This window comes from Microbacterium murale (assembly GCF_030815955.1).
In the GTDB taxonomy this organism is placed as follows: Bacteria; Actinomycetota; Actinomycetes; order Actinomycetales; family Microbacteriaceae; genus Microbacterium; species Microbacterium murale_A.
In genome coordinates this window covers 775550-796275 of record NZ_JAUSXK010000001.1, presented here as the reverse complement: position 1 = coordinate 796275, position 20726 = coordinate 775550, and the positions used below count along the sequence as shown (strand labels likewise).

The following is a 20726-nucleotide window of genomic DNA, read 5'->3' as shown; positions in this document are numbered from 1 at the left end:
GCGCCCGAGGCGGTTCACGGCGGACCGATTCTAGGCTCGCGGTGCTACGGAGTTCATCGAGGAATTTGAACTGCACGCCTACTCATCTACACGGGCGCAAAGGGGGCTGCAGCGGTGGCTTACCGTGACTTCTCCCAGCTGGTGTCGGATCCGGGCGAGGTCGTTCGTTGAGTAGGTGAGAGGTGTCCAATGGGTGGGCGCCGACAGCATGGAGAACACAAGATGAAGCTCAAGACGATCACGCAGCTCACTCTCGACGGAGTGACCCAGGGGAATGGTGGCTCGACGGAGGAGGACCGCACGGGCGGATTCGAACGAGGCGGATGGGCGAGGGGAGCGGGCGATGACACGACCCGCGATCACATCGCTGCGACGTTCGAACGCGCCGACGCGTTTCTTTTCGGTCGCCGAACATACGACATCCTTTTTGAATTCTGGGGCGCGATGGAGGACCTGAAACGGCACCCGATCGGCGTAGCGCTGAATTCGAAGCCGAAGTACGTGGCATCCAGAACGCTGACCGGACCGGAATGGGAGAACACGCGGGTCCTTGGTGACGACCTCTTCGCCGCCGTCACGGAACTGAAGGCCAGCGGGGACGGCGAGTTGCAGGTACACGGGAGCAGTCGCCTCGTTCAGTGGCTGCTAGATAAGGACCTCGTCGACGAGATGGAACTCATCGTCATCCCCGTGGTCCTCGGGCAGGGGGCCCGGCTTTTCGCAGACTCGGGTCGAGATATTGCGATGAACCTGGTCGACTCGCGTTCCGACTCGAAGGGAGTGATGATTCAGACCTATCGGCCCGCCGGCCGCCCTGACTACGCATCATTCTGATCGACATCGAGATTGTTCCACACGAAGGGCCTGATATGAGTCTTTACACCGCTGTTGCCACTTCGACCGGTCGCGACGGCCGCGCCTTCAGCTCTGACGGCAAGTTGGATGTGGACTTGGCGTTGCAGCAGGAGCTGGGTGGTACGGGCGATGGCACCAACCCCGAGCAGCTGTTCGCGGCAGGCTATGCTGCCTGTTTCGCCACCTCGTTGCAGCTGGTGGCGAGCCAGAGGAGAATCGACGTTTCAAGTGTGTCGGTGAGAGCTGAGGTCAGCCTGCTTCCCAATGGCGGAGGCGGCTTCACGCTCGAAGTCGCGTTGCGGACGACGCTGCCGGAGGGCCTACCGTCGGAGGTCGGTCGCGAACTCATCCGGACCACACACGACGTCTGCCCGTACTCGAATGCTACGCGCGGAAATATTCCTGTCGAGCTTCTGATCGAATGATCTAGGGAAACGGAATCCGGATATGGCCGTCATCGATGACGTTCGAGTGCTGGGCGCGGAGTTGGAGCGTTCCTCCCCTGCTTCGGTGCGCGGGCGGTTAAAGTGCCGGGTCGGGCAGCTGGTCTGCATCGCGTTCTCGCTGAGCGGGAGGGTGATGGGGTTCGCCATTCCGAGGGAGGAGCGGGCGGCGCTGACGATGACGAACGCCCGGCGTTGCCTGGGTCGGAGCCCCTGGCTGGCGGCAGTACACAATGTCCTAAACACAACGTCGTGAAAGCAAAGGAGAAGATCATCCATGCAATACCTCGTTTCCGTGATCGATGACAAGAGCAATTCCGGCAGCACGGACAGACGGCCTGCGATCAGCGTCTTCAACGAACGACTGATCGCCGAGGGTTACTGGGTCTTCGCTGGAGGACTTGCGGACACAACGGCGGCCACTGTCATCGACAACCGGGGTGAGAACCCGATGATCAGCGACGGGCCGTTCCTGGAGTCGAAGGAGTATCTCGCCGGAGTCTGGGTGTGGGAGGCGCCTGATCTGGATGTCGCTCTCGCCCTCGCCGCCGAAGCCTCGAAGGTCTGCGACCGCAAGATCGAGGTGCGACCGTTTACGTGAGCGACGTCAACGGCGCAATCGTCCAGGCGCACCGTGACGAATGGACCCGAATGGTCGCCAGCCTGACCAGACGCTTCGGCAATCTCGACCTCGCAGAGGAGGCTGCGGCCGAGGCGTTCGCAGCTGCGGTCGCGCGGTGGCCGGCTGACGGCGTGCCACCCAATCCTGGCGCCTGGCTCACCACCACCGCCAACCGGAAGGCCATCGACTGGATCCGGCGCGAGAACAAGCGCGACGACAGGCACCAGGAGGCTCAGATGATGTATGACAGCGCTCCACACGAGTCGATCGGTGTCATCGAAGACGACGAGCTCCGGTTGATCTTCGTCTGCTGTCATCCGGCGTTGGCGATGGAGGCCCGGGTGGCGCTGACACTGCGAATGATCGGCGGCCTGACCATGCCGGAGATCGCCCGCGCCTTCCTTGTCCCCGAGAGCACCATGGGGCAGCGGATCACCCGGGCGAAAGCCAAGATCAAGGCGGCTCGCATCCCCTATCGGGTGCCGTCTGCCGCGGATCTCCCGCGCCGCGTCGGTGGTGTCCTCGCCGTGCTATTCCTGATCTTCAACGAGGGCTACCTGGCGACCGGCCCCGACACCGGGCCGGTGCGCGCCGACCTGACGGCCGAGGCGATCCGGCTCACTCGCCTGGTCCGTGCCCTCCTGCCGGAGGATGGTGAGGTCGCAGGGTTACTGGCTTTGATGCTCCTCACTGAAGCGCGCCGCACCGCCAGGATCTCGGTAGACGGCGAACTGGTTCCCCTCGACCAGCAGGACCGCGGGGCCTGGGACGCAGGGCTGATCGCCGAGGGGCATCGGCTGATACGCGAGCGACTGGCCGCTGCGGCTGCCGGGGTGGCACCGGGTCGCTACCAGATCCTCGCAGCGATCAGCGCCGTGCACACCTCCGCCGGCGACATCCGCGACACCGACTGGTCACAGGTTCTCGCTCTCTACGACCAGCTCGCCGACATCGACCCGTCACCGATCATCAGCCTCAACAGGACTATCGCGGTGGCTGAGATCGAGGGGCCGGAAGTGGCACTTGCGACCGTCGACCGGCTCGAACCGGGATTGAACGGCTATCACGCATTCCACGCGACCCGCGCCGACCTTCTGCGCAGGCTGGGTCGCAGCCACGATGCCGTCGCCGCGTATGACAGAGCCATCGAACTGGCGGGCAACACCGCAGAGACCGCCAACCTCACACGCCGCCGCGACCAGCTGCAGTAGTGCAGACGGATCCAATCGAACCGGCACAAGGCAGTGCCCGGTCAGGACGTCGCCAGACTGCAATGGCCGCCATATTCACCGGTGTGTCAAGTACTTCGCCGAAGTCATAGCATCGACAACCGAAAACGATCGTTTCTGGCAGCTCAAAGATCTCCGTTCGAGGCACGTCCGACACGCCGGCGATCTGATTGCCGAAACGGGGTGCGCCGAAATGGCTCGCTCGACGTTTTTGGCGGACGAGATCCTGGGCGACGCGAGTCGCATTCGCTGTCGGCGCAAAAGACATATGAACGAATGTCTGAGGGTAGTAGTTCAATGGAGATATGAACATTTCGACGATGGCTTCAACGGCGCTGAATGCGCTGCTGGAAGACGTCGTCACGACGCTTTCGTCGGTGGACCAGACGATCAACCAGCTGATGGCGACGAAGTCGGCGCTGCTGGCGACCGCTTCGCGCATCGCAGATGATGAGCCGTTCGATTCGGTCGACTCGCGTGAGATGTCGCAGCGGGCGATCGCGACCGAGATCGGCGCCGCACTGCGGCTGAGCGATCGCACGATCGAGTCCCACATGGGCACGGCTGCCCGACTCGCCGAGCGCTTCCCCTCGACGGCCGCGTCGTTCGGCGCCGGCCGTATCTCTCAGGCGCATGTGCGGGTCATCATGGATGCCGGTGAGCAGATCGAGGATGCTGAGAGCAGAGCCCGTTATGAAGCGATCGTGGTCGCACGGGCCGAGGCCGAATCCCCGAATCGTCTGCGCCCTTTCGCGGCGCAGACGGCAGAGCGCTTTCGGGAACGCTCCTTCACCGAGCGGCACCGAGAGGCGCGCGAGAAGCGCTCAGTCTCGCTGCGGGAACGTGAAGACGGCATGGCGGGGCTGCTGGTGTTCGGGCCGAGCGTGCTCGTTCACGCTGAGCGCGACAGGCTCTCGCAGATGGCATTCGCAGTGAAAGCCGACAATGCGAAGGCAGCGAAGCAGGCTCCGGATGCCGCGGCGGATGACTTCGCCGACGAGCGGACGATGAATCAACTGCGGTTCGACCTGCTCGCCGATCTCGTGCTGACCGGAGTCCCCACTGGTCATGAGACTGAAGACGGGCTGCTGGGCGAGATCCGCGCGCATGTCGACATCACGGTCCCTGCGTTGACTCTGACTGATCCCGATGAGATCGCATCTCCCGCGCATCTGGAGGGCGTCGGGCCCGTCGATCCCGCGACGGCCCGGATTCTGACCGGCAACGCACCCGGATTCGACCGGGTCTTCACTCACCCGGCATCAGGAATGGTGCTGGGAGTGGACAGATATCGTCCGTCGGCCGAGATGCGGCGGTATCTGCGGGCCAGAGACCGCCGCTGCAGGTTTCCAGGGTGCAGGCTCCTCGCGAGAATGTGCGACGACGACCACACGATCGATCATGCACTCGGCGGCGCGACCACTCTCGCCAATCTGGCGGACTTCTGCCGTCGACATCATGTGACCAAGCACCAGACGCCATGGAAGGTGCGACAACTCGGCGGTGGCCTGCTGGAATGGACCAGCCCCACCGGCAGGAACTACGTCGATCGCCCTCCGGGCGTCGCCACCTATGTCACCTTCGAAGACGTCGTCGAACGGATGCCGTCCGAGGCTCCGTTCTGACCGCCGCGGCCGCCAGCCCGTTCGAGCATCGCGCCCGATAGCCTTTCACCCATGGGCGATGAGGATGCCGAGTTCGAGAGACTCTACGGGGCGTGGAAGCCCCGCATCCCAGCCGATGCGGAGCATCTGTTCCGCGGCTATCCGGGCACGTGGTGGATCGCCGGCGGCTGGGCGCTGGAGGCTTTCACCGGAGTGCAGCGGCACCACGAAGACATCGACCCGGCCGTGCTCCGCGAAGAGCTTCCGGTGTTGCGTCGCCACCTCGCGGCGCGCCTCGATGCGTGGGCGGCATTCTCCGGAGCACTTCTTCCCCTGAAGCCGGATGACCGCCCCGATGCCCTGGCCGACGACATCCTGCCGGACGGATGCGGGCAGCTCTGGACACGCCCCGGAGCCGCGCACCCCTGGGAGTACGACATCCTGCTGAGCCCGGGAACACCCGATGAATGGGTGTACAAGCGCGACGCGACGGTGCGGATGCCGATGGCCGATGCGCTCTGGGAGTGTGACGGCATCAGGTATCTGCAACCCGAGATCCAACTGCTGTACAAGGCGAAAGGGCAACGGCTCAAGGACGACGCCGACTTCGCCGCGACGCTGCCGTTCCTCGACGCCGCGCGACGGGCATGGCTGCGCGATGCGCTCACACGGACGCTTCCCGGTCACGAGTGGCTCGCCGATCTGACGCGTTGATCTCATGCCGGATGCCGCGGCGGTCACGCTCGGCTGCGGCCGTGGTGCGCATCGGTTGAGCGAGAACCGGATGCAGTGCCCGCCGCACCTCGCTCAGCATCCGCCGCATCCGCGGGGAGGTGAGAGACGTGGGCCGCGTCGTCATCAGGAACAGCTCCGACTCGACGACCTCGACGCCCCAGCGGTGCGGCAGCATCGGCCGGATCGCCGCCGCCGTCGTGTCGGCACTGCCGCCCGCCTGGCGCAGGGTGAACACCGCCCACGTCCAGCGGCGCCTCATCTCCTCATTCTCCGAGCCGCCGACGTCGATCCGTTCGATGTGCTGCGCGACCTCGAAACCGTCCGGGCCGGGCGCGCCGAACCACGCGACGGCATCCTGATACTCCGATCGACCGAAGAAGCTCGCTGCGCGCCGCTCTCCAGAAGGCCCGACAGCGAACTGCATGCCGCGCGCGATCGCGAACCGCTCCAGCCGTCGTATCCGCCATCCGCTCGCCATCACACCCTCCTCCTGGCTCAACCTAGAGTTTCCGTGCGCCCTCCCGATCACGGAATGCGTGCACGAACGACGACATGTGACCGTGAGACGCGATCCACTCACCTGGTTCAGAACGACACAGGCGCAGGCGCCCACGCCGTCGCCAGTGTTCCCCAGATGATCGGGGAGTGCCGCGGATCCCCGGTCCGCGTCCAGAGCCGGCGCTTCTCCCGCTGCCAGCGACCCATCGCAGCGACAGGATCGGGTGTCTCGTGCGCGGCGTTCACGGCGATGATCGTCTCGGCCAGCATCCCCTCGGCTCGATCACCGAGCGCGGGAGCGAAACGGCGCAGCCCCGCCTCGGTGGGCAGCGTCCAGCGGGTCGCCGTCACGTACTCGGCACCGCGCGACGTGAAAGCCGCGACCAGCCCGGTCGGCTCGGCGAAACGCATGTCACTGCCGGAGTCGCACGCGATCAGCGCGACCCGGTTCGGGGCTCGCAGCGGTTCGAGCCCCGGTGCACCCAGCGCGATGTCCGCTGCCGAGTACGGCCGGTGCGGACCGATCGGAGCAGTCAGACCCGGTGCATCCGCCCGATCTGAGAGATGCATTCTGGCATCCAGAGCGTGCGTCGACGAGGTGACATGACCGAGGTACAGGAGCCGCCCCGCATCCTCGACCGCCGCAGCCAACTCACGGCGCCCGATGTCACGCCGCCGGAACACGTCCACAGGCGTGCTCACGGCAGGTCGCACGCGGTCGCCGAGCTCGCGCACCATCCCTGCCAGGCGCGAATCCTCACCGACAGCGCCGAGAACGCTGCCCAGCTCGCTCGCCGCGGCGAAACCGGGGACAGCGGGGTCCAGCACGGTGGCGACGGGCGCGGTGGGGTTCCACGGCGAGACGACCCGCGCCGGATCATTTCGCAGCGAAGCCGGCAGCAGCACCGAAGCGTCGACCATGTCGATGCCGCGTTCGCCCTCCGACGTGCTCATCAGCTCCCATGGAAGCTGGGCCGTCGACGGCGACAGCTGAATACGGAGGTGCGGGCGCCTTCCCGCGATCTCGAGGGCGTTCAGCTCGGCCCCGAGCCACCCGGGGATCAGCGCCGAGGTGAGCAGCTCGGCCAGGCGCTGCTCGCGGGCAAGATCGAGCATGACCCCACCCGTCAGCGCCCGCTTCAGCGCCTGCTCCCCGGTCTCCCCTGGCAACGGCGTCGGCAACGCTCGTGACAGCTCCTCGAGCGCCGGAGCGACCAGGTGCCGTTCGATCGCCGTCATCCGTGGGGAGTCGAGCTGGTGATCCCAGATCCAGTTGACGAACAGATCCTCACCGTCGACGTACCGCAGTCGAGCGACCGGCTGCACGTCGTCGGGCAGATCGATGAGCACCGCGGAGCCGTCGATCTGCACCTTCCTGGCCATGGGGCCGAGGTGCCTCGCTTCACGCCAGTTCTTCGGCGTCAGTCCTCTCACCACGACGCGACGACCGTCTCCGAGCGCACGGTCACGCCGTACTCGGCTTCGGCGATGCGGATCCACTTCTCCAGTGCAGGCTCGGCGCCGGGCATCGCCACGACGCGTGGCGGCGGCGCGAATCGCACCGGTGATGAGGCGGACATGGCGCCGACGAACCCGGATGCCGCGGCAGGAAGCTCGACATCTGCCGCGACATCGTCCTCCGGGGACAGCGTGGTGACAGGCGTCACAGCGGCAGCCTCCGAATCCTCGCTCGGCAGCTGAGCCTCGATCGCCTCGGCCTGCAGAGTCGCCGAAGCCGCGGCGTTCTCGATCAGCTCGAACAACACCTGCCCGTCACCGAGCGTGACAGCGAGCCGGAACGCGAGCTCGCGCGCGGGGGCTGCGACCTGCAGGCTCCAGCGCTCGCGGATCGGACCCGGCCTGAAGCCACCCCGCAGCGCCTCAGTCGCCAGCAGCACGGGGATCGCCATCTCGAGCCCCGTGCGCAGTCGAGCCATGCGCTTGCGCGGCAACGGCGTGAAGCTCGCCCACTCCGCCTGCATCTCGGCGCGCCGCAGATCGACGCGGCAGCGCTCGTGAGCCGAGCGGCTGAGGTCGCGGGCAGTGCGATAGGCCTCGTCCGCAAGCGCGAACTTCCCCCGTTTCGACTCCGCGTCGCCGAGGAAACCGTACGCTTCGCGCCGTTCAGCCGCCGCCCCATCGGTGCCGAGCTCCGCGATCAGCTCCCGCATCACCTTCGCGGAGAGCGCGGGGTTGCCGGACTCCAGATGCACCGCTGCGACGCCCATCCGGCAGGCCGCGAGACGAGTCACCAGGCCCGCCTGTTTCGCGAGCGCCGCGGCCTCGCGGAACAGATCTGCGGCTTCGTCGAGACGCTTCAGCTGCATGGCGTTGCGTGCACGGTTCTCGATCGCCGACTGGCGGGTGATGAGATCGCCGTCGTTCTGCTGAGCTGCCGCGGCGAGCCCGATGAACTCGTGTGCGGCATGCAGGTCGCCGGTGCGCTGCGCGATCGCGCCGAGATTCATGTACGGCCCTGCCGTGAGCGTCGCATCGATGCGCAGAGCCAAATCGAGGGAACGTCGTGCGTCGGCCTCAGCGTCTTCCAGCCGGCCGAGCATGATCAGGATGCCGGCGCGGGCGTCATGCATCGTGAAGTGGAGCAGCTCCGGCTGATGGATGTCATCGTGCGCGGCGAGCTCGGCCGCAGCTTCATCCGCTTGAGCGAGCGCGCCCTCGAGCCGATCGCTCTGCGCGAGCACCTGCGCGCGGCACAGCATCGCGTTCACGAGCACGGTGCGCGACGCGCGCACATCACCGATCTCGTCGAGCACACCGGATGCCGTGCGAATCGACTCCTCGGCGAGCCGGAGAGCCTCGGCGAGGTCGGCCTCGTACGAGCGCGCGGCAGCGAGATTCAGCAGGGCGCGGCTGCGAAGGTCCCGAGCCTCCGGATCGTCGCTGTCGTCAGTGAGCTCGATGGCCTCCTGCAGCAGTCGAGCGGCCTCGGCGTTGTCTCCCGAGTTCAGCAGATCCGCCGCGGTGTTGTTGCGATCCCGCACCGGGATCCACGCCTCACTGGTCGGCACCCGACCGCGCACGGATCGTGGACCATCGCGAAGGTCGTCGTCGGTCATACGCGGGCACCGGCGATGCGCTCGGCGAGACTCGCCGACGGATCATCCAATCTCGCGACCGCGAACTCCCGCACCAGGTCACGATCCGTTTCGGATTCCGCGGGTCCCGGCACTGCGGCGACGAGCGGATCTCGCACCCACAGGGTGCGGTCATCGAGGGGGAGCAGAGCCACGGATGCCGCGACCTCTGCGCTACCGGTGAACGCCGCGCCGGTGAGAGCGAGCGGCACGTCGATATCGAGATCCTCCGGCCCGAACCGCGCACGCAGTGTCGAGTCGCGGCTCGCACCACTCGCGGCGGCAACAGTGAGATGCAGATGCGCAGCGCCGCCGACGCTCCGCAGCGACCATTGCGCGTCGCTGTCGGCTGCCACCGTCTGGGCGGGAACGTCGGCCCAGCGCACCGGACTCGAGCCGTGGCCGACCTCGGTGCCCTCGTGAGACGGCATGTTCGGTCCGCTGGCCGCGAGCGCCCAATCCTCGGGGCGGGCGTCGAGCGTCGCGGGCTGCAGCTCGACCCCGTGGTCGTCGGCGAGGTCGGCGATGGCGTCCGCGAGGGCGCCTGCCTCGACACGCAGCGACGCCGGTGCCGAAGCCAGCGCAGAGGGAGCGTCGATGGCGCCCGTGAGCGCGCGCTCCACGGCATCCGGGTCGTCGAGAACGTGTTCCAGCGCATGCGCGGCGACGGCGATCTCGGCGGCGATGATGGCGGGATCGACAGCAGGAGTGTAGACGCCGGCCGGCCACCAGGCATGTGCCCAGGTGAGGAGCGCGAGCGCACGTGCGGCGTCGACGAGCTCGGCGTCGGCAGGCAGCGCCAGCTCTGCCTGCTTCCCGGCGCGCACCGCCTCCGCGACGCCGTCACCATAAACGTCAGCGAGCCAGCCTTCTGCCTCGATCGGGCTGTGGATCTCAGCATCCGGGAAACGCATCCCGGCGGTGACGTCCCAGGTGAGCAGCGCGCCGTGCGCCTCGACGATCGCCGTCGCGAACGTCGCTCCGCGACGCGGCTCGGCGACGTCGGAGACGGTCGCGGCGTCGCCGTCGATCCGGATCCACACGGTCATGCGGCTCCCTCCACGTCGCGGCCGATCGCGAGCTTCAGGCGGTGCCGCTGGTCCATCACGACCGAGCGGAGGGCGCCATCGAGCGTGTCCCACAGCTCGGCGCCCGTCGTGGACTGGCCGCGCAGTTCACGACCGTGCAGCCGCACCCATAGCCTGCGCAGATAGCCCTGTCGGACGGTGCGGATGTCGTCTCGAACCGGCTCTGGAACGCCGCTCAGCTCTCCTGGCAGACGCAGAACGCGTCGAACGTATGCCTCGCGTTCCCATCTGCTGCTGAGCAGGCGATGCGCATTCGTCGGACGCAGAATCTCGGTGGGCTCCAACGCGTGGCTCGCCTCGGCACCCAGCAGCATGATGATGCGGCTCTGTTCGTCCGCGAGCTCCCAAGCGCTCGCCGTCCGTTCGATCTCGTCCTCCACGACGTCGTCCGCTTCACGTGCGCTGTCGAGAGCGGCGCCACCGGAGAGCGCGGCGAACAGTCGTTCGAAGACGGACCGGTCGAACGGCCGGGGGAGTGTGCGCTTGGATGCCGTGGCACCGAGTCCGGGGGTCGTCGGCTGATCGAGAGCCGTGAGGCCGAGCGTGCGCGCAGCTCCAGCGGATTCCAGCTGCGATGCCGCAGCGGTGCCTGCGCGCGCGTCGATGAGTTCGTCGAGTTCTGGGGTGCGCGCGCTTCCGCAGTCGTCGAGTACCGCGGTGACCTGAGGCGCCGTGTCTGCTCCGGCATGGACCGACGCACGGGTCTTCCACGCCAGGCTTAGCGCCGATTGCAAGCGCTCTGTCTCGACGGGGTCCTGCAGCAGCGCACGGATGCGGGTCATGATCGCGTCGCCGCCGGCATGAGCGATCTCCGACACGACCTCGGATGCCGTCGCCTCCGCCGTTGCGGGTTCGGGGACCCCGAGGGTGCGGGCGAGCTCGAAACAGCGCTGGAAGTACTTCTCCTGAGGGTTGCCCTCGGTGATGCGCAGCGCGCGCCTGGTTCTCTTGAGGATCTGGAACCACGCGGCGGTCGCCACGAGATCGTCACGGGCGGATGCGATGCGGAGGGTCAGTTCTGCCGCAGCATCCGATGCGAGAGAGAACCCGGCGAGCTGCGGGTTCTGCACCGGGCGGATGATGAGCGGGTCGAGGATGAGCTTCACCGTGCTGGGCGAGCGGCCGGCCGGTGCCGTTGCTGAGCGGCGCGACCCCCTCGCCCAAGGTGCGCCAGGCCTCCTCGATCACCAGTGCGCGCGCTCGGCGCGCACCCGGTTCAGAGGGCGCTGCAGTCGCTGGAGTGAGCTTCGTCGACGGGCTCATATCCGTCCACTTTAGCCAGGGGCGGAGACGGGTGGCGCAACCCGTGATCGGGAGGGATGAGGGTGTGCGATCCTGACCGAGAAAGAAGGAGCAGCCCATGAAGATCACGACGAGCGGGAGCGGTGCCTCCCCTTCATCCGGGTACATCCTCAACGGGTCGAGCGTGTCGTTCGGCTCCGAGCCGGAGCGACCGCGGCCGGATCGCCGGTCTGTGAAGAAGGATCGCCGGATCTTCGCACTGATCTTCCTCGCCCCGTTCGTCATCGGAGCGGTGATTCTGTTCGTCGGCCTCTTCGGGTCCCCATCCGTGCGGGACATCGAGGTCTCTGCGACCTCGGCGATCGTTTCCATGGGCGCCGAGGAGGTCGCTGTCGTCACCTACAGCGACAACTCCCGTCCAGGACTCTTCGAATCGGCGTTGCAGATGCGGATCGCCGCAATCCGGATGAACGACGGGGAACAGCTGTGGGACAGAAAGCTCAATGATGATCTCATCGGCGACGCGGTCGTGCTCGCCGGAGACGCCCAGTGGGTGTACGTCGGCACGGATCATGGGCTGGTGATCCTCGACGCAGCGTCTGGCGAGGTGCACGCGGAGGGGACCGGTATCGACGGTCTCGGGCAGGATGTGGTGCTCGCGGCGAGCGCCTACGGGTATGACCCCGACGCGAACACCGTGATGGTGCTGAGCAGCACCGGCGACATCCTGCAGATTCCCGTCGGTCAGACCCGAGCGACGCCTGCAGACAACGCTCTCGCGTCGGTATGGCAGGGCGTATTGAGCGCGTCCCCCTGGGTCGACGACAGCCACCTCACCGAGACGGTCGGCGTCGCGGCAGAACAGGACGGAACGGTCTACTCGATCGTCTCCGTGGCCGAGTCCGTGCAGCGCGACGCCCTGGAGGTCACTCGTCCGGAAGAAACCTCGCGACGGTTGGCGGAGTTCGTGGATGCCACCATCCTCCCCGTGAGCGGCGCAGCGCCGAGACTCGGCGCACTTCTCGACACCGGGAAGTTCTTCGATGAGGAGCAGTTCTTCGAAGAGGAGAGCATCCCGGAACCTGCCGGCATCGGGTACGGGTTCCTGCTCGTGCAGCACCGGGAATCGATCAACGCCGAGCGGGTGCTGCTGAGTGTGGTGGATGCCGCGACCGGCGAGATCATGGCGTCGAGTGAGATGCAGGACGACGCGGTGCGCGCTCTCACCGGCGCCGAGGGCGGGACGGCTGTCATCTCCTCCGCCCCTGAGGCCTGGTCCGCGAACCAGCTCCTCATCCTCGGCGCCGACGGCACGCTCACTGTTGTGCCGATCGGTGCGCTTCCCTGGTGGTTGACGCTCCTCGACTAGAGCGCACGGCGTCAATCGGTGGACTCCTGCATCCGACCCTCCGCATCGATCTCAAGGGTCAGATCCAGATCGAGTCGCTCCAGGAACGCATCATCGTGACTGACGATGAGCACCGCGCCGCGGTAGGCGCGCAGCGCCTCGACGACCTGATCGACCGTGTCGAGGTCGAGGTTGTTCGTCGGCTCGTCCAGTACCACGAGGTGCGGGGCGGGGTCGGCGAGCAGCAGCTTCGCCAGTGCGACGCGGAAGCGCTCGCCGCCGGACAACGTGCCCACCGGACGATCTGTCGTGTCACCGCGGATGAGGAACCGTGCAAGGCGGTTGCGCAGCTCTTTCTCCGGGATCGTGGGCGCGGCCTCCGCGATGTTCTCCAGCACTGAGCGCGATTCATCGAGCCCGTCGATGCGCTGCGGCAGGTAGCCGATGCGATCGGTGTGCGCGGTCGCCGTGATCGTGCCGTCCGTGTCGCCGTCCACCAGCCGCTGCAGCAGTGTCGTCTTGCCGACGCCGTTGCGGCCGATCAGCGCGACGCGCTCCGGCCCCTGGATGACCCAGGACCGCTCCTGGTCGCCGATCGTGGCGATGCGGCGCGAGCTGGAGACCTCCGGATCCGGCAGCTCGATCTTCACCGAGGCGTCGCCGCGTACCCGCCGTCCGGCCTCATCGAGCGCGGCTCGCGCCTCGCGCTCCTTCTCGGCGACCTCGGTGCGCAGCCTGCCGGCAGACACCTGCGCCTCCATCTTCCGGCCGTTGGCGATGATCTTCGGCACGCGCTTCTCGACGTAGGCCTTGTTCGCCATGCGTGCGCGGCCCGCCAGCTTGGTCTCGGCCTCGATGCGCTGTCGCTTCTCCTTCTTGAATGACTGCCTGGCGTCGCGTTCTGCCTGGCGCGCCGCATCCTGCTCGGTATCCAGCCACGCTCGCCACTCCGAGTACGGTCCGCCGAACACGCTCAGCGTGTGGGCGTACAACTCGGCAGTGTCGTCCATCAACTCGAGCAGCGACACGTCGTGGCTCACCACGACGAGCGTGCCCTTCCAGGAGCGCACCATGTCGGCGAGGCGCCCCCTGGCTTCGCGGTCGAGATTGTTGGTCGGCTCGTCGAGGAGCGTGATCGGTGCGCGTCGGAGGCGGATGCCGGCGATCGCGACGAGCACCGCCTCCCCTCCGGACAGTTCGCCGACGCTGCGCTCGAGGAACGACGGATCGAGACCCGCCTCCGCCAGCGACACCTCGGCGCGCGCCTCGATGTCCCAGTCGTCGCCGACGGCGTCGAAATGTGCAGGATCGACGTCGCCCGCTGCGATGGCGCGGACCGCATCCAGCGCCTCTGCGGCCCCGAGCAGCTCGACGACGCGGCGTTCGACGTCGAGCGTCAGTCGCTGGGGAAGGTAGGCGACGTCTCCGGTGGTGTGGATCGTGCCGGACGTCGGCGCGAGTTCTCCGGCGATGAGGCGCAGCAGCGTGGATTTGCCTGAGCCGTTGCGGCCGACCAGGCCGGTGCGGCCGGTGCCGAACGAGCCGGTGACGCCGTCGAGAGCGGTCTGACCGTCCGGCCAGGTGAAGGTGAGGCGGTCGAGGGTGACCGATGCGTGGGTGGTCTGCAATGACATGGGGTGTCTCCCGAGGGTGTGCGGATGCACTGACACGGGTCGCTGCTCGACGCCGAAAGGCGGAGGCGAAACCGGTAGGAAGGATCGTCGTGTCAGCGCGCGGAAAGTAGAGCGCGGAGGCGACAGATCAGATCAATGAACTTCCAAACACGGCGGACAAGACGTCACGACGATACCCGGGCGACTCGTCCGGCGCAACCCCCGGGCGTGTCGCGACAGTCATCCGTTCATCGATCGGTCTTCTGGACGTCATGGTCACGAGCTAGCGTGGCTCGCATGACCACGTATCGTCGCGCCCGCGCAGCCGCTCTCGCAGCCCTCCTGGTCGTCGGCGCCGCCGTCGCGACCGCAGCCCCGGCTGCCGCCGCACCGCCGCGCGAATCGCCCGACGACTCCGACGTGCGCTTCGCCACATTCAACGCCTCACTCAACCGCGGCACCGATGGTGCGCTCGTCGCCGATCTCGCCGCCCCTGGCAACGCGCAGGCAGACGCCGTGGCCGAGATCATCCAGCGCTCGAACCCCGACGTGCTGCTGATCAACGAGTTCGACTACGACACAGGGGGCGAGGCGCTGCGGCTGTTCCAGGAGAACTACCTGTCGGTACCGCACGGCGACGCAGAGCCCGTCGAGTACGCCTATCGATACTCCGCCCCGGTCAACACGGGCGTGCCCAGCGGTTTCGACCTGAACAATGACGGAGTGGTCTCGGGCGGCGACGATGCCTGGGGCTTCGGCTTGTTCTCCGGTCAGTACGGCATGGCCGTCTACTCGAAGTATCCGATCGAGCAGGATGCCATCCGCACGTTCCAGAACCTCCGCTGGTCGGACATGCCAGGCGCGCTTCTTCCGGACGACCCCTCGACGGCGGAGCCCGCCGACTTCTACTCGCCGGAGGAGCTCGCCCAGTTCCCGCTCTCGAGCAAGTCGCATTGGGATGTGCCGATCGAGGTCTCGAAGAACAAGACCGTGCACTTCCTCGTGTCGCATCCGACCCCGCCGACCTTCGACGGGGCAGAAGACCGCAACGGCCGACGCAACCACGACGAGATCCGCCTCTGGGCCGATTACATCGCAGCGGGCAAGACCGGGGCGTACATCGTCGACGACCAGGGCAACGACGGTGGCCTCGGGCGCAACGAGCTCTTCGTGATCGCCGGCGATCAGAACGCCGACCCGAATGACGGTGACTCCACAGAGGGCGCGATCCAGCAGCTTCTCGAGCATCCGCGCATCAACACGGCGTCCGTGCCGACCAGCGAAGGCGCCGTAGAGGCGACCGATCTGCAGGCCGGCATCAACCTCGAGCACGTGGGTGCCCCGGCGCAGGACACCGCCGACTTCTCGGAGCCGCCAGGAAACATCCGTGTCGACTACGTGCTGCCGAGCCGCCAGATCCGAATCCTCGACTCGGGGGTCTTCTGGCCGACCTCCGACGATCCGCTCTCGCACCTGACGGGCGTTTACCCGTTCCCCTCGAGCGATCACCGCCTCGTCTGGGCGGACGTCGACGTTCCGGGTGGCGGCAAGAAGCACTGAGGCGCCCGGCATCCGTCGCGCGGGGGATGCCGCGCGCGTCCGCGCTGATTAGCGTGGAGTCATGGCTGACGACCAGATGAGCGGGCACGAGGCGCGACAGCGGTTGAGCTGGGGCGCAGGCATCGCCCTCGGCATGGGCGTCGGCGTCGCGATGGGGTCCGCGCTCGACAACATGGGGCTCGGCATCACTCTCGGGATCGCCATCGGCGTGGCATTCGCGATCGCACTCGGGGCAGTCGGACGAGGCGCATCAGTCGAGGAGAGCGATGACGACGTCGAGAGCCGTGACGACGTTGAGAACGATGACGACGTCGAGGGCGGAGGCGGCTCAGCCCGCTGAGGCGTCTCGCCACTTCTCGAGGAACACCCGCACGTCTGCGAGTTCGTCCTCGGAGATGCTGTGCGTCAGCCCTGGGTAGACCCGGCCGGTGAGCTCGGAGTGGTCCGGCAGCCACCCCGCCGTGTGGGCGATCAACGGTGCGGGGATCACGTCATCGTTCGTGCCGCGGCCCCAGAACACGCGCGGGCGCATCTCGCGCAGCGCCTCGTCCTCGGGCAGGTCATCGGGTGACGCGTAACCACTGAGTGCGACCACGGCGTCGAAGCGCGCGGGGTCCAGCCGCAGCGACTGCAACGCCACGGCTGCGCCCTGCGAGAACCCGAGCAGCGCCACTGTCGACGCGTCGCCCGCGGCGTCGTCGAGCCAACGCAGAAAGGCGCGCGCGGCCGTTGTCACCGCATCGGGATCTCTTCCGTCGAGACCGTCGATCGCGTACCACGACCTGCCGGGCATCGGCCACGGGGGTGCGAGGGGAGCGGCGACGGAGGCCACCGCGATGCCGTCTGGGAGGAACGGCGCGAGTCCGAACAGGTCGTGTTCATCGGCGCCGTAGCCGTGCAGCAGCACGAGCAGTGGCAGTCCGGTGCGATCTCCGGGCGACCAGCGTGTGGCAGCAGCATCGATCCTGATTTCCTCGCTCACACATCCATCCTGCCAGCCGGCACCGACACCGTGCAGACGCAGGCACCGCGCTCACGAACAAGTGCGCGGACACAGACACTGGTAGAAATGAGACATGTCGGTGCGCACACCTGATCCTGACCCCGAGGGGGGCGACGACGACCTCTCCCGGTTCAATGAGCTGCCCGCAGACTCGAACAATCCTGCGTGGTTGAGTGAGTTCGAGCTCGCAGAGGCACGGCGCAGGCTGCCCATGCTCTACGTCGAGGCGATCCCGGTGCGCGCAGACGGTTCAGGCCAGGTCGCCGAGCTCGGCATCCTGTTGCGATCCACGCCGCTCGGTGAGATGACGCGCACGATCGTGTCGGGTCGGGTGCGGTACGGCGAGACCGTGCGGGATGCGCTGTTCCGCCACATCGAGAACGATCTGGGCCCGATGGCCTTCCCCCTGCTGCCGCTGCAGCCCTTGCCGTTCACGGTGGCCGAGTACTTCCCGCTCCCCGGCGTCAGCGCCTACCACGATGATCGGCAGCATGCCGTCTCTCTCGCGTTCGTCGTGCCGGTCACCGGCACATGCGAACCGCGCCAGGACGCGCTGGAGATCACCTGGTTCTCCCCGGAGGAGGCGGCATCCGACGCGGTGTCGGCCGAGATGGAGGGCGGCCGAGGCACCCTCATCAGGATGGCACTGGCGAGCCTCGGCCTGCTTCGCTGACGGCCGCCGCTCGCACGTTGCGCAAGCCGCCCGGAGGCGGCGATCCAGATTCACTCCACTCTTTGATCCAATTTCCTATAGGATCGAGTGGTGGGTCGCAGGTGTGCCCCCGTTCGTTCAGAGGAGACCGCAATGACGCGCTTGTTCAACGACCCGGATGACTTCGCGACCGAGTCCGCTGCCGGCTTCGCTGCGGCGTCCGCTCGTTGGGTGCGTCCGGTGACCGGCGGGGTCGTCCGTTCCACGCGTGGCGCGGAGCCGACCGTGGCGGTCGTGATCGGCGGCGGGAGCGGCCACTATCCCGCATTCGCGGGCCTGGTGGGTCCGGGGCTGGCGCACGGAGCCGCGATGGGCAACCTCTTCGCCTCTCCTTCGGCGCACCAGGTGCACAGCGTCGCCGCGGCAGCCGATGAAGGGCGCGGTGTGCTGCTCAGCTACGGCAACTACGCGGGCGACGTTCTGCACTTCACCCAGGCGCAGGATCGCATGCGTGCAGCGGGGATCGACTGCCGCACCGTCGTGGTGACCGACGACATCTCCAGCGCGCCGGCCGCCGAACATGAAAAGCGCCGCGGCATCGCCGGTGACCTCGTCGTGTTCAAGGTCGCGGGCGCCGCTGCCGAAGCCGGCCTCGATCTCGGCGAGGTCGAACGGCTGGCCGCACTCGCCAATGCACGAACCCGCACGCTCGGTGTGGCTTTCGGCGGATGCACTCTGCCCGGAGCCGATGAACCGCTGTTCACGGTGCCCGAAGGGCGGATGGCCGTCGGTCTCGGCATCCACGGTGAACCCGGCATCGACGAGGTCGACGTACCGACGGCGGCTGGTCTGGCTGAACTGTTCGTGTCGTCCCTCCTCGCTGAGATCCCGGACGGGATCGAGCGGGAAGGCGCGCGCGTCGTGCCGATCCTGAACGGGCTCGGCAGCGTCAAGTACGAAGAGCTGTACGTCGTGTACGCCGAGATCGATCGACTGCTCGCTGAGGCCGGTCTCGTCGTCGTCTCGCCCGAGGTGGGGGAGTTCTGCACGAGCTTCGACATGGCGGGCGTCTCTCTCACGCTGCTGTGGCTCGACGATGAGCTCGAGCCTCTCTGGCATGCCTCGTGCGACACGGCGGCGTTCCGACGCGGCGCGGTCGAGGGGCGGATCGTCGTCGACGCGGTCGAGATCGCTGAGGAGGAACTCGTCATCGGGCCCGCGAGCGACGGTTCCAGGCGGGCGGCGGCGACGATCGATCGCGCGCTGGCGGCGATGGCCGCGATGCTGGATTCCGAGGCCGACGAGCTCGGTCGGATGGACCGCGTCGCCGGAGACGGCGACCACGGGATCGGGATGCAGCGGGGAAGCCGGGCGGCGTCTGCTGCGGCGTCGGCAGTCGTGGCCGCAGGAGCCGGCGCGCGGACGACTCTCCAGCAGGCCGGTGACGCCTGGGCCGACAAGGGCGGCGGCACCTCCGGTGCGATCTGGGGCGAGATGCTCGTGGCCCTCGGCGCGACCCTGGGTGATGATGGCGACCCGGATGCGCCGCGCATCGCCGCCGGCATCACCGCCATGAAGGACGCGGTGATGTCCTTCGGCAAGGCCAAAGTGGGCGACAAGACCATGATCGACGCCATCGTCCCCTTCGCCGATCGGCTCGCGGAGCTCGTCGGCTCCGGTGCCGGATTGGTCGATGCGTGGACGGACGCCGCCGGCACCGCGGACGACGCGGCGAAAGCCACGGCCGACCTCGCGGCAAAGCTCGGTCGTGCCCGCGCGCACGGCGACAAGAGCCTCGGCACTCCCGACCCCGGCGCGGTCTCGTTCGCACTCATCGCACATACGGTTCTCGACATCCTGAAGGGGAATGATTGACATGGCACTTCGACTGGTCATCGGCTCGGACGACGCGGGTTACGACTACAAGGAACGCATCAAGGCGGATCTGCTCGTGAGTCCGCTCGTCGAATCCGTCGTTGATGTCGGCGTCGATGCCGACGGTCACACCAACTATCCGAGGGTCGCGACGAATGCGGCCGAGAAGGTGGCTGCCGGCGATGCTGATCGCGCGATCCTGATCTGCGGTACCGGCCTCGGCGTCGCGATCGCCGCGAACAAGGTCAGCGGCATCCGTGCCGTCACGGCACACGACTCCTACAGCGTCGAGCGCGCGGTGCTCTCCAACGATGCGCAGGTGCTCTGCATGGGTCAGAGGGTCGTCGGGATCGAGCTGGCCAGGCGTCTTGCAGCCGAATGGCTGACCTACACCTTCGACCCGGCCAGCGCCTCTGCCGAGAAGGTGCAGGAGATCTGCGCCTACGAAGGCTCCTGAAATACGCTGGCGGTTCGTGACATTCTCGACGAAGTCGCGCTGGTGGGCGCCTGAACGGTCGACGGCGAGGGAGAATCAAGCATGACGATGGAATTCGAGAGCGGTCTGTCCGGCCTGGACGCGACGATCGAGCGACGCGGCCTGCGAGATCACGTGTACGACCGGATCCTGCAGCTGCTGCTGAGTGGCGATGCCTCGCCAGGAGCGCGGCTCTCCATCGACACGATCGCCCGTCAGCTGGATGTCTCGCCGACGCCGGTGCGCGAGGCCATGGTGCTGCTCGAGCGCACCGGCCTCGTCACCCGTGAAGCCCTCAAGGGCTACCGCGTTGCCCCGCCGCTCGGTGCCGCTCAACTCGCCGAGCTGTTCGAGGCACGCGTCGTACTCGAATCCAATGCGGCGAGATTGGCGACGCCGGCGGCGCCGCTGATGCTCGAAGAACTGCGCGCGGCGGAGGAGGCCCATCGGGCTGCGGGCGAGCGCGTCATCACCGGGATGCGCGCCGGTTCGCCTGCGGTCGAGCTCACCACCGCCTATTTCGCGACGGATGCCGCTTTCCACCGCGTCGTCTTCCGTCACTGCGGCAACCGCTACCTGGACGAGATGTCCGAATCACTCGGCGCGCAACTGCACCGCATGCGCCAGTCGGTGCTGCACGGCGTCACTGATGTGCGTGAGGCGATCGCTGAGCATGAGGCGATCGTCGATGCCTTCGCGAGCGGCGATCAGGATGCTCCGGAGCGCCAGATGCGCCGCCACATCGAGCAGGTGCGCTCTCGTTCCCTGGATCTCGAACGCAGCTGAATC

The 20726-nt window shown here is 67.4% G+C and carries 20 protein-coding genes; 13 read left to right on the top strand and 7 right to left on the bottom strand.

Features of this window, described 5'->3' with window-relative positions:
- Nucleotides 1-222: 222 nt before the first annotated feature.
- The 6 genes from QFZ46_RS04035 to QFZ46_RS04010 all read left to right on the top strand — a co-directional run bounded on the left by QFZ46_RS04035 (nucleotide 223) and on the right by QFZ46_RS04010 (nucleotide 5467).
- Nucleotides 223-834 (top strand): dihydrofolate reductase family protein, encoded by a 612-nt coding sequence (locus QFZ46_RS04035; RefSeq protein ID WP_307358532.1) that lies wholly within the window; start codon nucleotides 223-225, stop codon nucleotides 832-834.
- A gap of 35 nt (nucleotides 835-869) precedes the next feature.
- Nucleotides 870-1280, top strand: a complete 411-nt coding sequence (locus tag QFZ46_RS04030) for an organic hydroperoxide resistance protein (RefSeq protein ID WP_307358530.1) — start codon at nucleotides 870-872, stop codon at nucleotides 1278-1280.
- A 295-nt stretch (nucleotides 1281-1575) separates the two neighbouring features.
- Nucleotides 1576-1899, top strand: coding sequence for a YciI family protein (locus QFZ46_RS04025; RefSeq protein ID WP_307358528.1), 324 nt, complete (start codon nucleotides 1576-1578; stop codon nucleotides 1897-1899).
- Nucleotides 1896-3131 (top strand): RNA polymerase sigma factor, encoded by a 1236-nt coding sequence (locus QFZ46_RS04020; RefSeq protein WP_307358526.1) that lies wholly within the window; start codon nucleotides 1896-1898, stop codon nucleotides 3129-3131. Before QFZ46_RS04025 ends, QFZ46_RS04020 begins: the two co-directional genes overlap by 4 nt.
- Nucleotides 3132-3454: 323 nt before the next feature.
- Nucleotides 3455-4774 (top strand): HNH endonuclease signature motif containing protein, encoded by a 1320-nt coding sequence (locus tag QFZ46_RS04015; protein WP_307358524.1) that lies wholly within the window; start codon nucleotides 3455-3457, stop codon nucleotides 4772-4774.
- A gap of 51 nt (nucleotides 4775-4825) precedes the next feature.
- Nucleotides 4826-5467 carry a nucleotidyltransferase domain-containing protein gene (locus QFZ46_RS04010; protein WP_307358522.1) on the top strand — a complete coding sequence of 214 codons (642 nt, stop codon included), beginning with the start codon at nucleotides 4826-4828 and terminating at the stop codon, nucleotides 5465-5467.
- Here QFZ46_RS04010 and QFZ46_RS04005 read toward each other — a convergent pair.
- The 5 genes from QFZ46_RS04005 to QFZ46_RS03985 form a co-directional block, all read right to left on the bottom strand.
- Complete coding sequence (locus QFZ46_RS04005) at nucleotides 5418-5966, bottom strand: hypothetical protein (RefSeq protein ID WP_307358519.1); 549 nt, start codon at nucleotides 5964-5966, stop codon at nucleotides 5418-5420. The two genes, QFZ46_RS04010 and QFZ46_RS04005, sit on opposite strands and share 50 nt — an antisense overlap.
- A 107-nt stretch (nucleotides 5967-6073) precedes the next feature.
- Nucleotides 6074-7369, bottom strand: coding sequence for a CHAT domain-containing protein (locus tag QFZ46_RS04000; protein WP_307358517.1), 1296 nt, complete (start codon nucleotides 7367-7369; stop codon nucleotides 6074-6076).
- A gap of 47 nt (nucleotides 7370-7416) precedes the next feature.
- Nucleotides 7417-9063, bottom strand: a complete 1647-nt coding sequence (locus QFZ46_RS03995; protein WP_307358514.1) for a hypothetical protein — start codon at nucleotides 9061-9063, stop codon at nucleotides 7417-7419.
- Nucleotides 9060-10130 (bottom strand): hypothetical protein, encoded by a 1071-nt coding sequence (locus QFZ46_RS03990; protein ID WP_307358511.1) that lies wholly within the window; start codon nucleotides 10128-10130, stop codon nucleotides 9060-9062. Before QFZ46_RS03990 ends, QFZ46_RS03995 begins: the two co-directional genes overlap by 4 nt.
- Nucleotides 10127-11275, bottom strand: coding sequence for a hypothetical protein (locus QFZ46_RS03985; RefSeq protein WP_307358509.1), 1149 nt, complete (start codon nucleotides 11273-11275; stop codon nucleotides 10127-10129). Before QFZ46_RS03985 ends, QFZ46_RS03990 begins: the two co-directional genes overlap by 4 nt.
- A 254-nt stretch (nucleotides 11276-11529) precedes the next feature.
- Here QFZ46_RS03985 and QFZ46_RS03980 point away from each other — a divergent pair, with 254 nt between their 5' ends.
- Nucleotides 11530-12780 carry a PA2928 family protein gene (locus QFZ46_RS03980; protein WP_307358506.1) on the top strand — a complete coding sequence of 417 codons (1251 nt, stop codon included), beginning with the start codon at nucleotides 11530-11532 and terminating at the stop codon, nucleotides 12778-12780.
- 11 nt (nucleotides 12781-12791) lie between these two features.
- Here QFZ46_RS03980 and QFZ46_RS03975 read toward each other — a convergent pair whose 3' ends face one another.
- Complete coding sequence (locus QFZ46_RS03975; RefSeq protein ID WP_307358502.1) at nucleotides 12792-14393, bottom strand: ABC-F family ATP-binding cassette domain-containing protein; 1602 nt, start codon at nucleotides 14391-14393, stop codon at nucleotides 12792-12794.
- 276 nt (nucleotides 14394-14669) lie between these two features.
- On the opposite strand from QFZ46_RS03975, the gene QFZ46_RS03970 reads away from it, so the two are divergent.
- Nucleotides 14670-15932, top strand: a complete 1263-nt coding sequence (locus tag QFZ46_RS03970) for an endonuclease/exonuclease/phosphatase family protein (protein ID WP_307358499.1) — start codon at nucleotides 14670-14672, stop codon at nucleotides 15930-15932.
- A gap of 61 nt (nucleotides 15933-15993) precedes the next feature.
- Nucleotides 15994-16272 carry a hypothetical protein gene (locus tag QFZ46_RS03965; RefSeq protein WP_307358497.1) on the top strand — a complete coding sequence of 93 codons (279 nt, stop codon included), beginning with the start codon at nucleotides 15994-15996 and terminating at the stop codon, nucleotides 16270-16272.
- Here QFZ46_RS03965 and QFZ46_RS03960 read toward each other — a convergent pair.
- Nucleotides 16261-16914, bottom strand: a complete 654-nt coding sequence (locus QFZ46_RS03960) for an alpha/beta hydrolase (RefSeq protein WP_307358494.1) — start codon at nucleotides 16912-16914, stop codon at nucleotides 16261-16263. The genes QFZ46_RS03965 and QFZ46_RS03960 overlap by 12 nt on opposite strands.
- Nucleotides 16915-17008: 94 nt before the next feature.
- Between QFZ46_RS03960 and QFZ46_RS03955 the strand changes: the two genes are divergently transcribed.
- The 4 genes from QFZ46_RS03955 to QFZ46_RS03940 all read left to right on the top strand — a co-directional run bounded on the left by QFZ46_RS03955 (nucleotide 17009) and on the right by QFZ46_RS03940 (nucleotide 20723).
- Nucleotides 17009-17608, top strand: coding sequence for an NUDIX hydrolase family protein (locus QFZ46_RS03955; RefSeq protein ID WP_307358492.1), 600 nt, complete (start codon nucleotides 17009-17011; stop codon nucleotides 17606-17608).
- A gap of 132 nt (nucleotides 17609-17740) precedes the next feature.
- Nucleotides 17741-19462: a dihydroxyacetone kinase family protein gene (locus tag QFZ46_RS03950; RefSeq protein WP_307358490.1), complete on the top strand. Its 1722-nt coding sequence runs from the start codon at nucleotides 17741-17743 to the stop codon at nucleotides 19460-19462.
- A 1-nt stretch (nucleotide 19463) separates the two neighbouring features.
- Nucleotides 19464-19919, top strand: coding sequence for a ribose-5-phosphate isomerase (locus QFZ46_RS03945; RefSeq protein WP_307358488.1), 456 nt, complete (start codon nucleotides 19464-19466; stop codon nucleotides 19917-19919).
- 81 nt (nucleotides 19920-20000) lie between these two features.
- Nucleotides 20001-20723: a GntR family transcriptional regulator gene (locus tag QFZ46_RS03940; protein WP_307358486.1), complete on the top strand. Its 723-nt coding sequence runs from the start codon at nucleotides 20001-20003 to the stop codon at nucleotides 20721-20723.
- Nucleotides 20724-20726 lie beyond the last annotated feature (3 nt).

Coding starts and splice junctions, on each gene's coding strand:
- QFZ46_RS03955 (WP_307358492.1), top strand. CDS start 17,009: ATGTCGGTGCGCACACCTGATCCTGACCCCGAGGGGGGCGACGACGAC.
- QFZ46_RS03990 (WP_307358511.1), bottom strand. CDS start 10,130: ATGACCGTGTGGATCCGGATCGACGGCGACGCCGCGACCGTCTCCGAC.
- QFZ46_RS04030 (WP_307358530.1), top strand. CDS start 870: ATGAGTCTTTACACCGCTGTTGCCACTTCGACCGGTCGCGACGGCCGC.
- QFZ46_RS04025 (WP_307358528.1), top strand. CDS start 1,576: ATGCAATACCTCGTTTCCGTGATCGATGACAAGAGCAATTCCGGCAGC.
- QFZ46_RS04035 (WP_307358532.1), top strand. CDS start 223: ATGAAGCTCAAGACGATCACGCAGCTCACTCTCGACGGAGTGACCCAG.
- QFZ46_RS04005 (WP_307358519.1), bottom strand. CDS start 5,966: ATGGCGAGCGGATGGCGGATACGACGGCTGGAGCGGTTCGCGATCGCG.
- QFZ46_RS03945 (WP_307358488.1), top strand. CDS start 19,464: ATGGCACTTCGACTGGTCATCGGCTCGGACGACGCGGGTTACGACTAC.
- QFZ46_RS03940 (WP_307358486.1), top strand. CDS start 20,001: ATGACGATGGAATTCGAGAGCGGTCTGTCCGGCCTGGACGCGACGATC.
- QFZ46_RS04015 (WP_307358524.1), top strand. CDS start 3,455: ATGAACATTTCGACGATGGCTTCAACGGCGCTGAATGCGCTGCTGGAA.
- QFZ46_RS03995 (WP_307358514.1), bottom strand. CDS start 9,063: ATGACCGACGACGACCTTCGCGATGGTCCACGATCCGTGCGCGGTCGG.
- QFZ46_RS03975 (WP_307358502.1), bottom strand. CDS start 14,393: ATGTCATTGCAGACCACCCACGCATCGGTCACCCTCGACCGCCTCACC.
- QFZ46_RS03970 (WP_307358499.1), top strand. CDS start 14,670: ATGACCACGTATCGTCGCGCCCGCGCAGCCGCTCTCGCAGCCCTCCTG.
- QFZ46_RS04000 (WP_307358517.1), bottom strand. CDS start 7,369: ATGGCCAGGAAGGTGCAGATCGACGGCTCCGCGGTGCTCATCGATCTG.
- QFZ46_RS03950 (WP_307358490.1), top strand. CDS start 17,741: ATGACGCGCTTGTTCAACGACCCGGATGACTTCGCGACCGAGTCCGCT.
- QFZ46_RS03980 (WP_307358506.1), top strand. CDS start 11,530: ATGAAGATCACGACGAGCGGGAGCGGTGCCTCCCCTTCATCCGGGTAC.
- QFZ46_RS03965 (WP_307358497.1), top strand. CDS start 15,994: ATGGCTGACGACCAGATGAGCGGGCACGAGGCGCGACAGCGGTTGAGC.
- QFZ46_RS04010 (WP_307358522.1), top strand. CDS start 4,826: ATGGGCGATGAGGATGCCGAGTTCGAGAGACTCTACGGGGCGTGGAAG.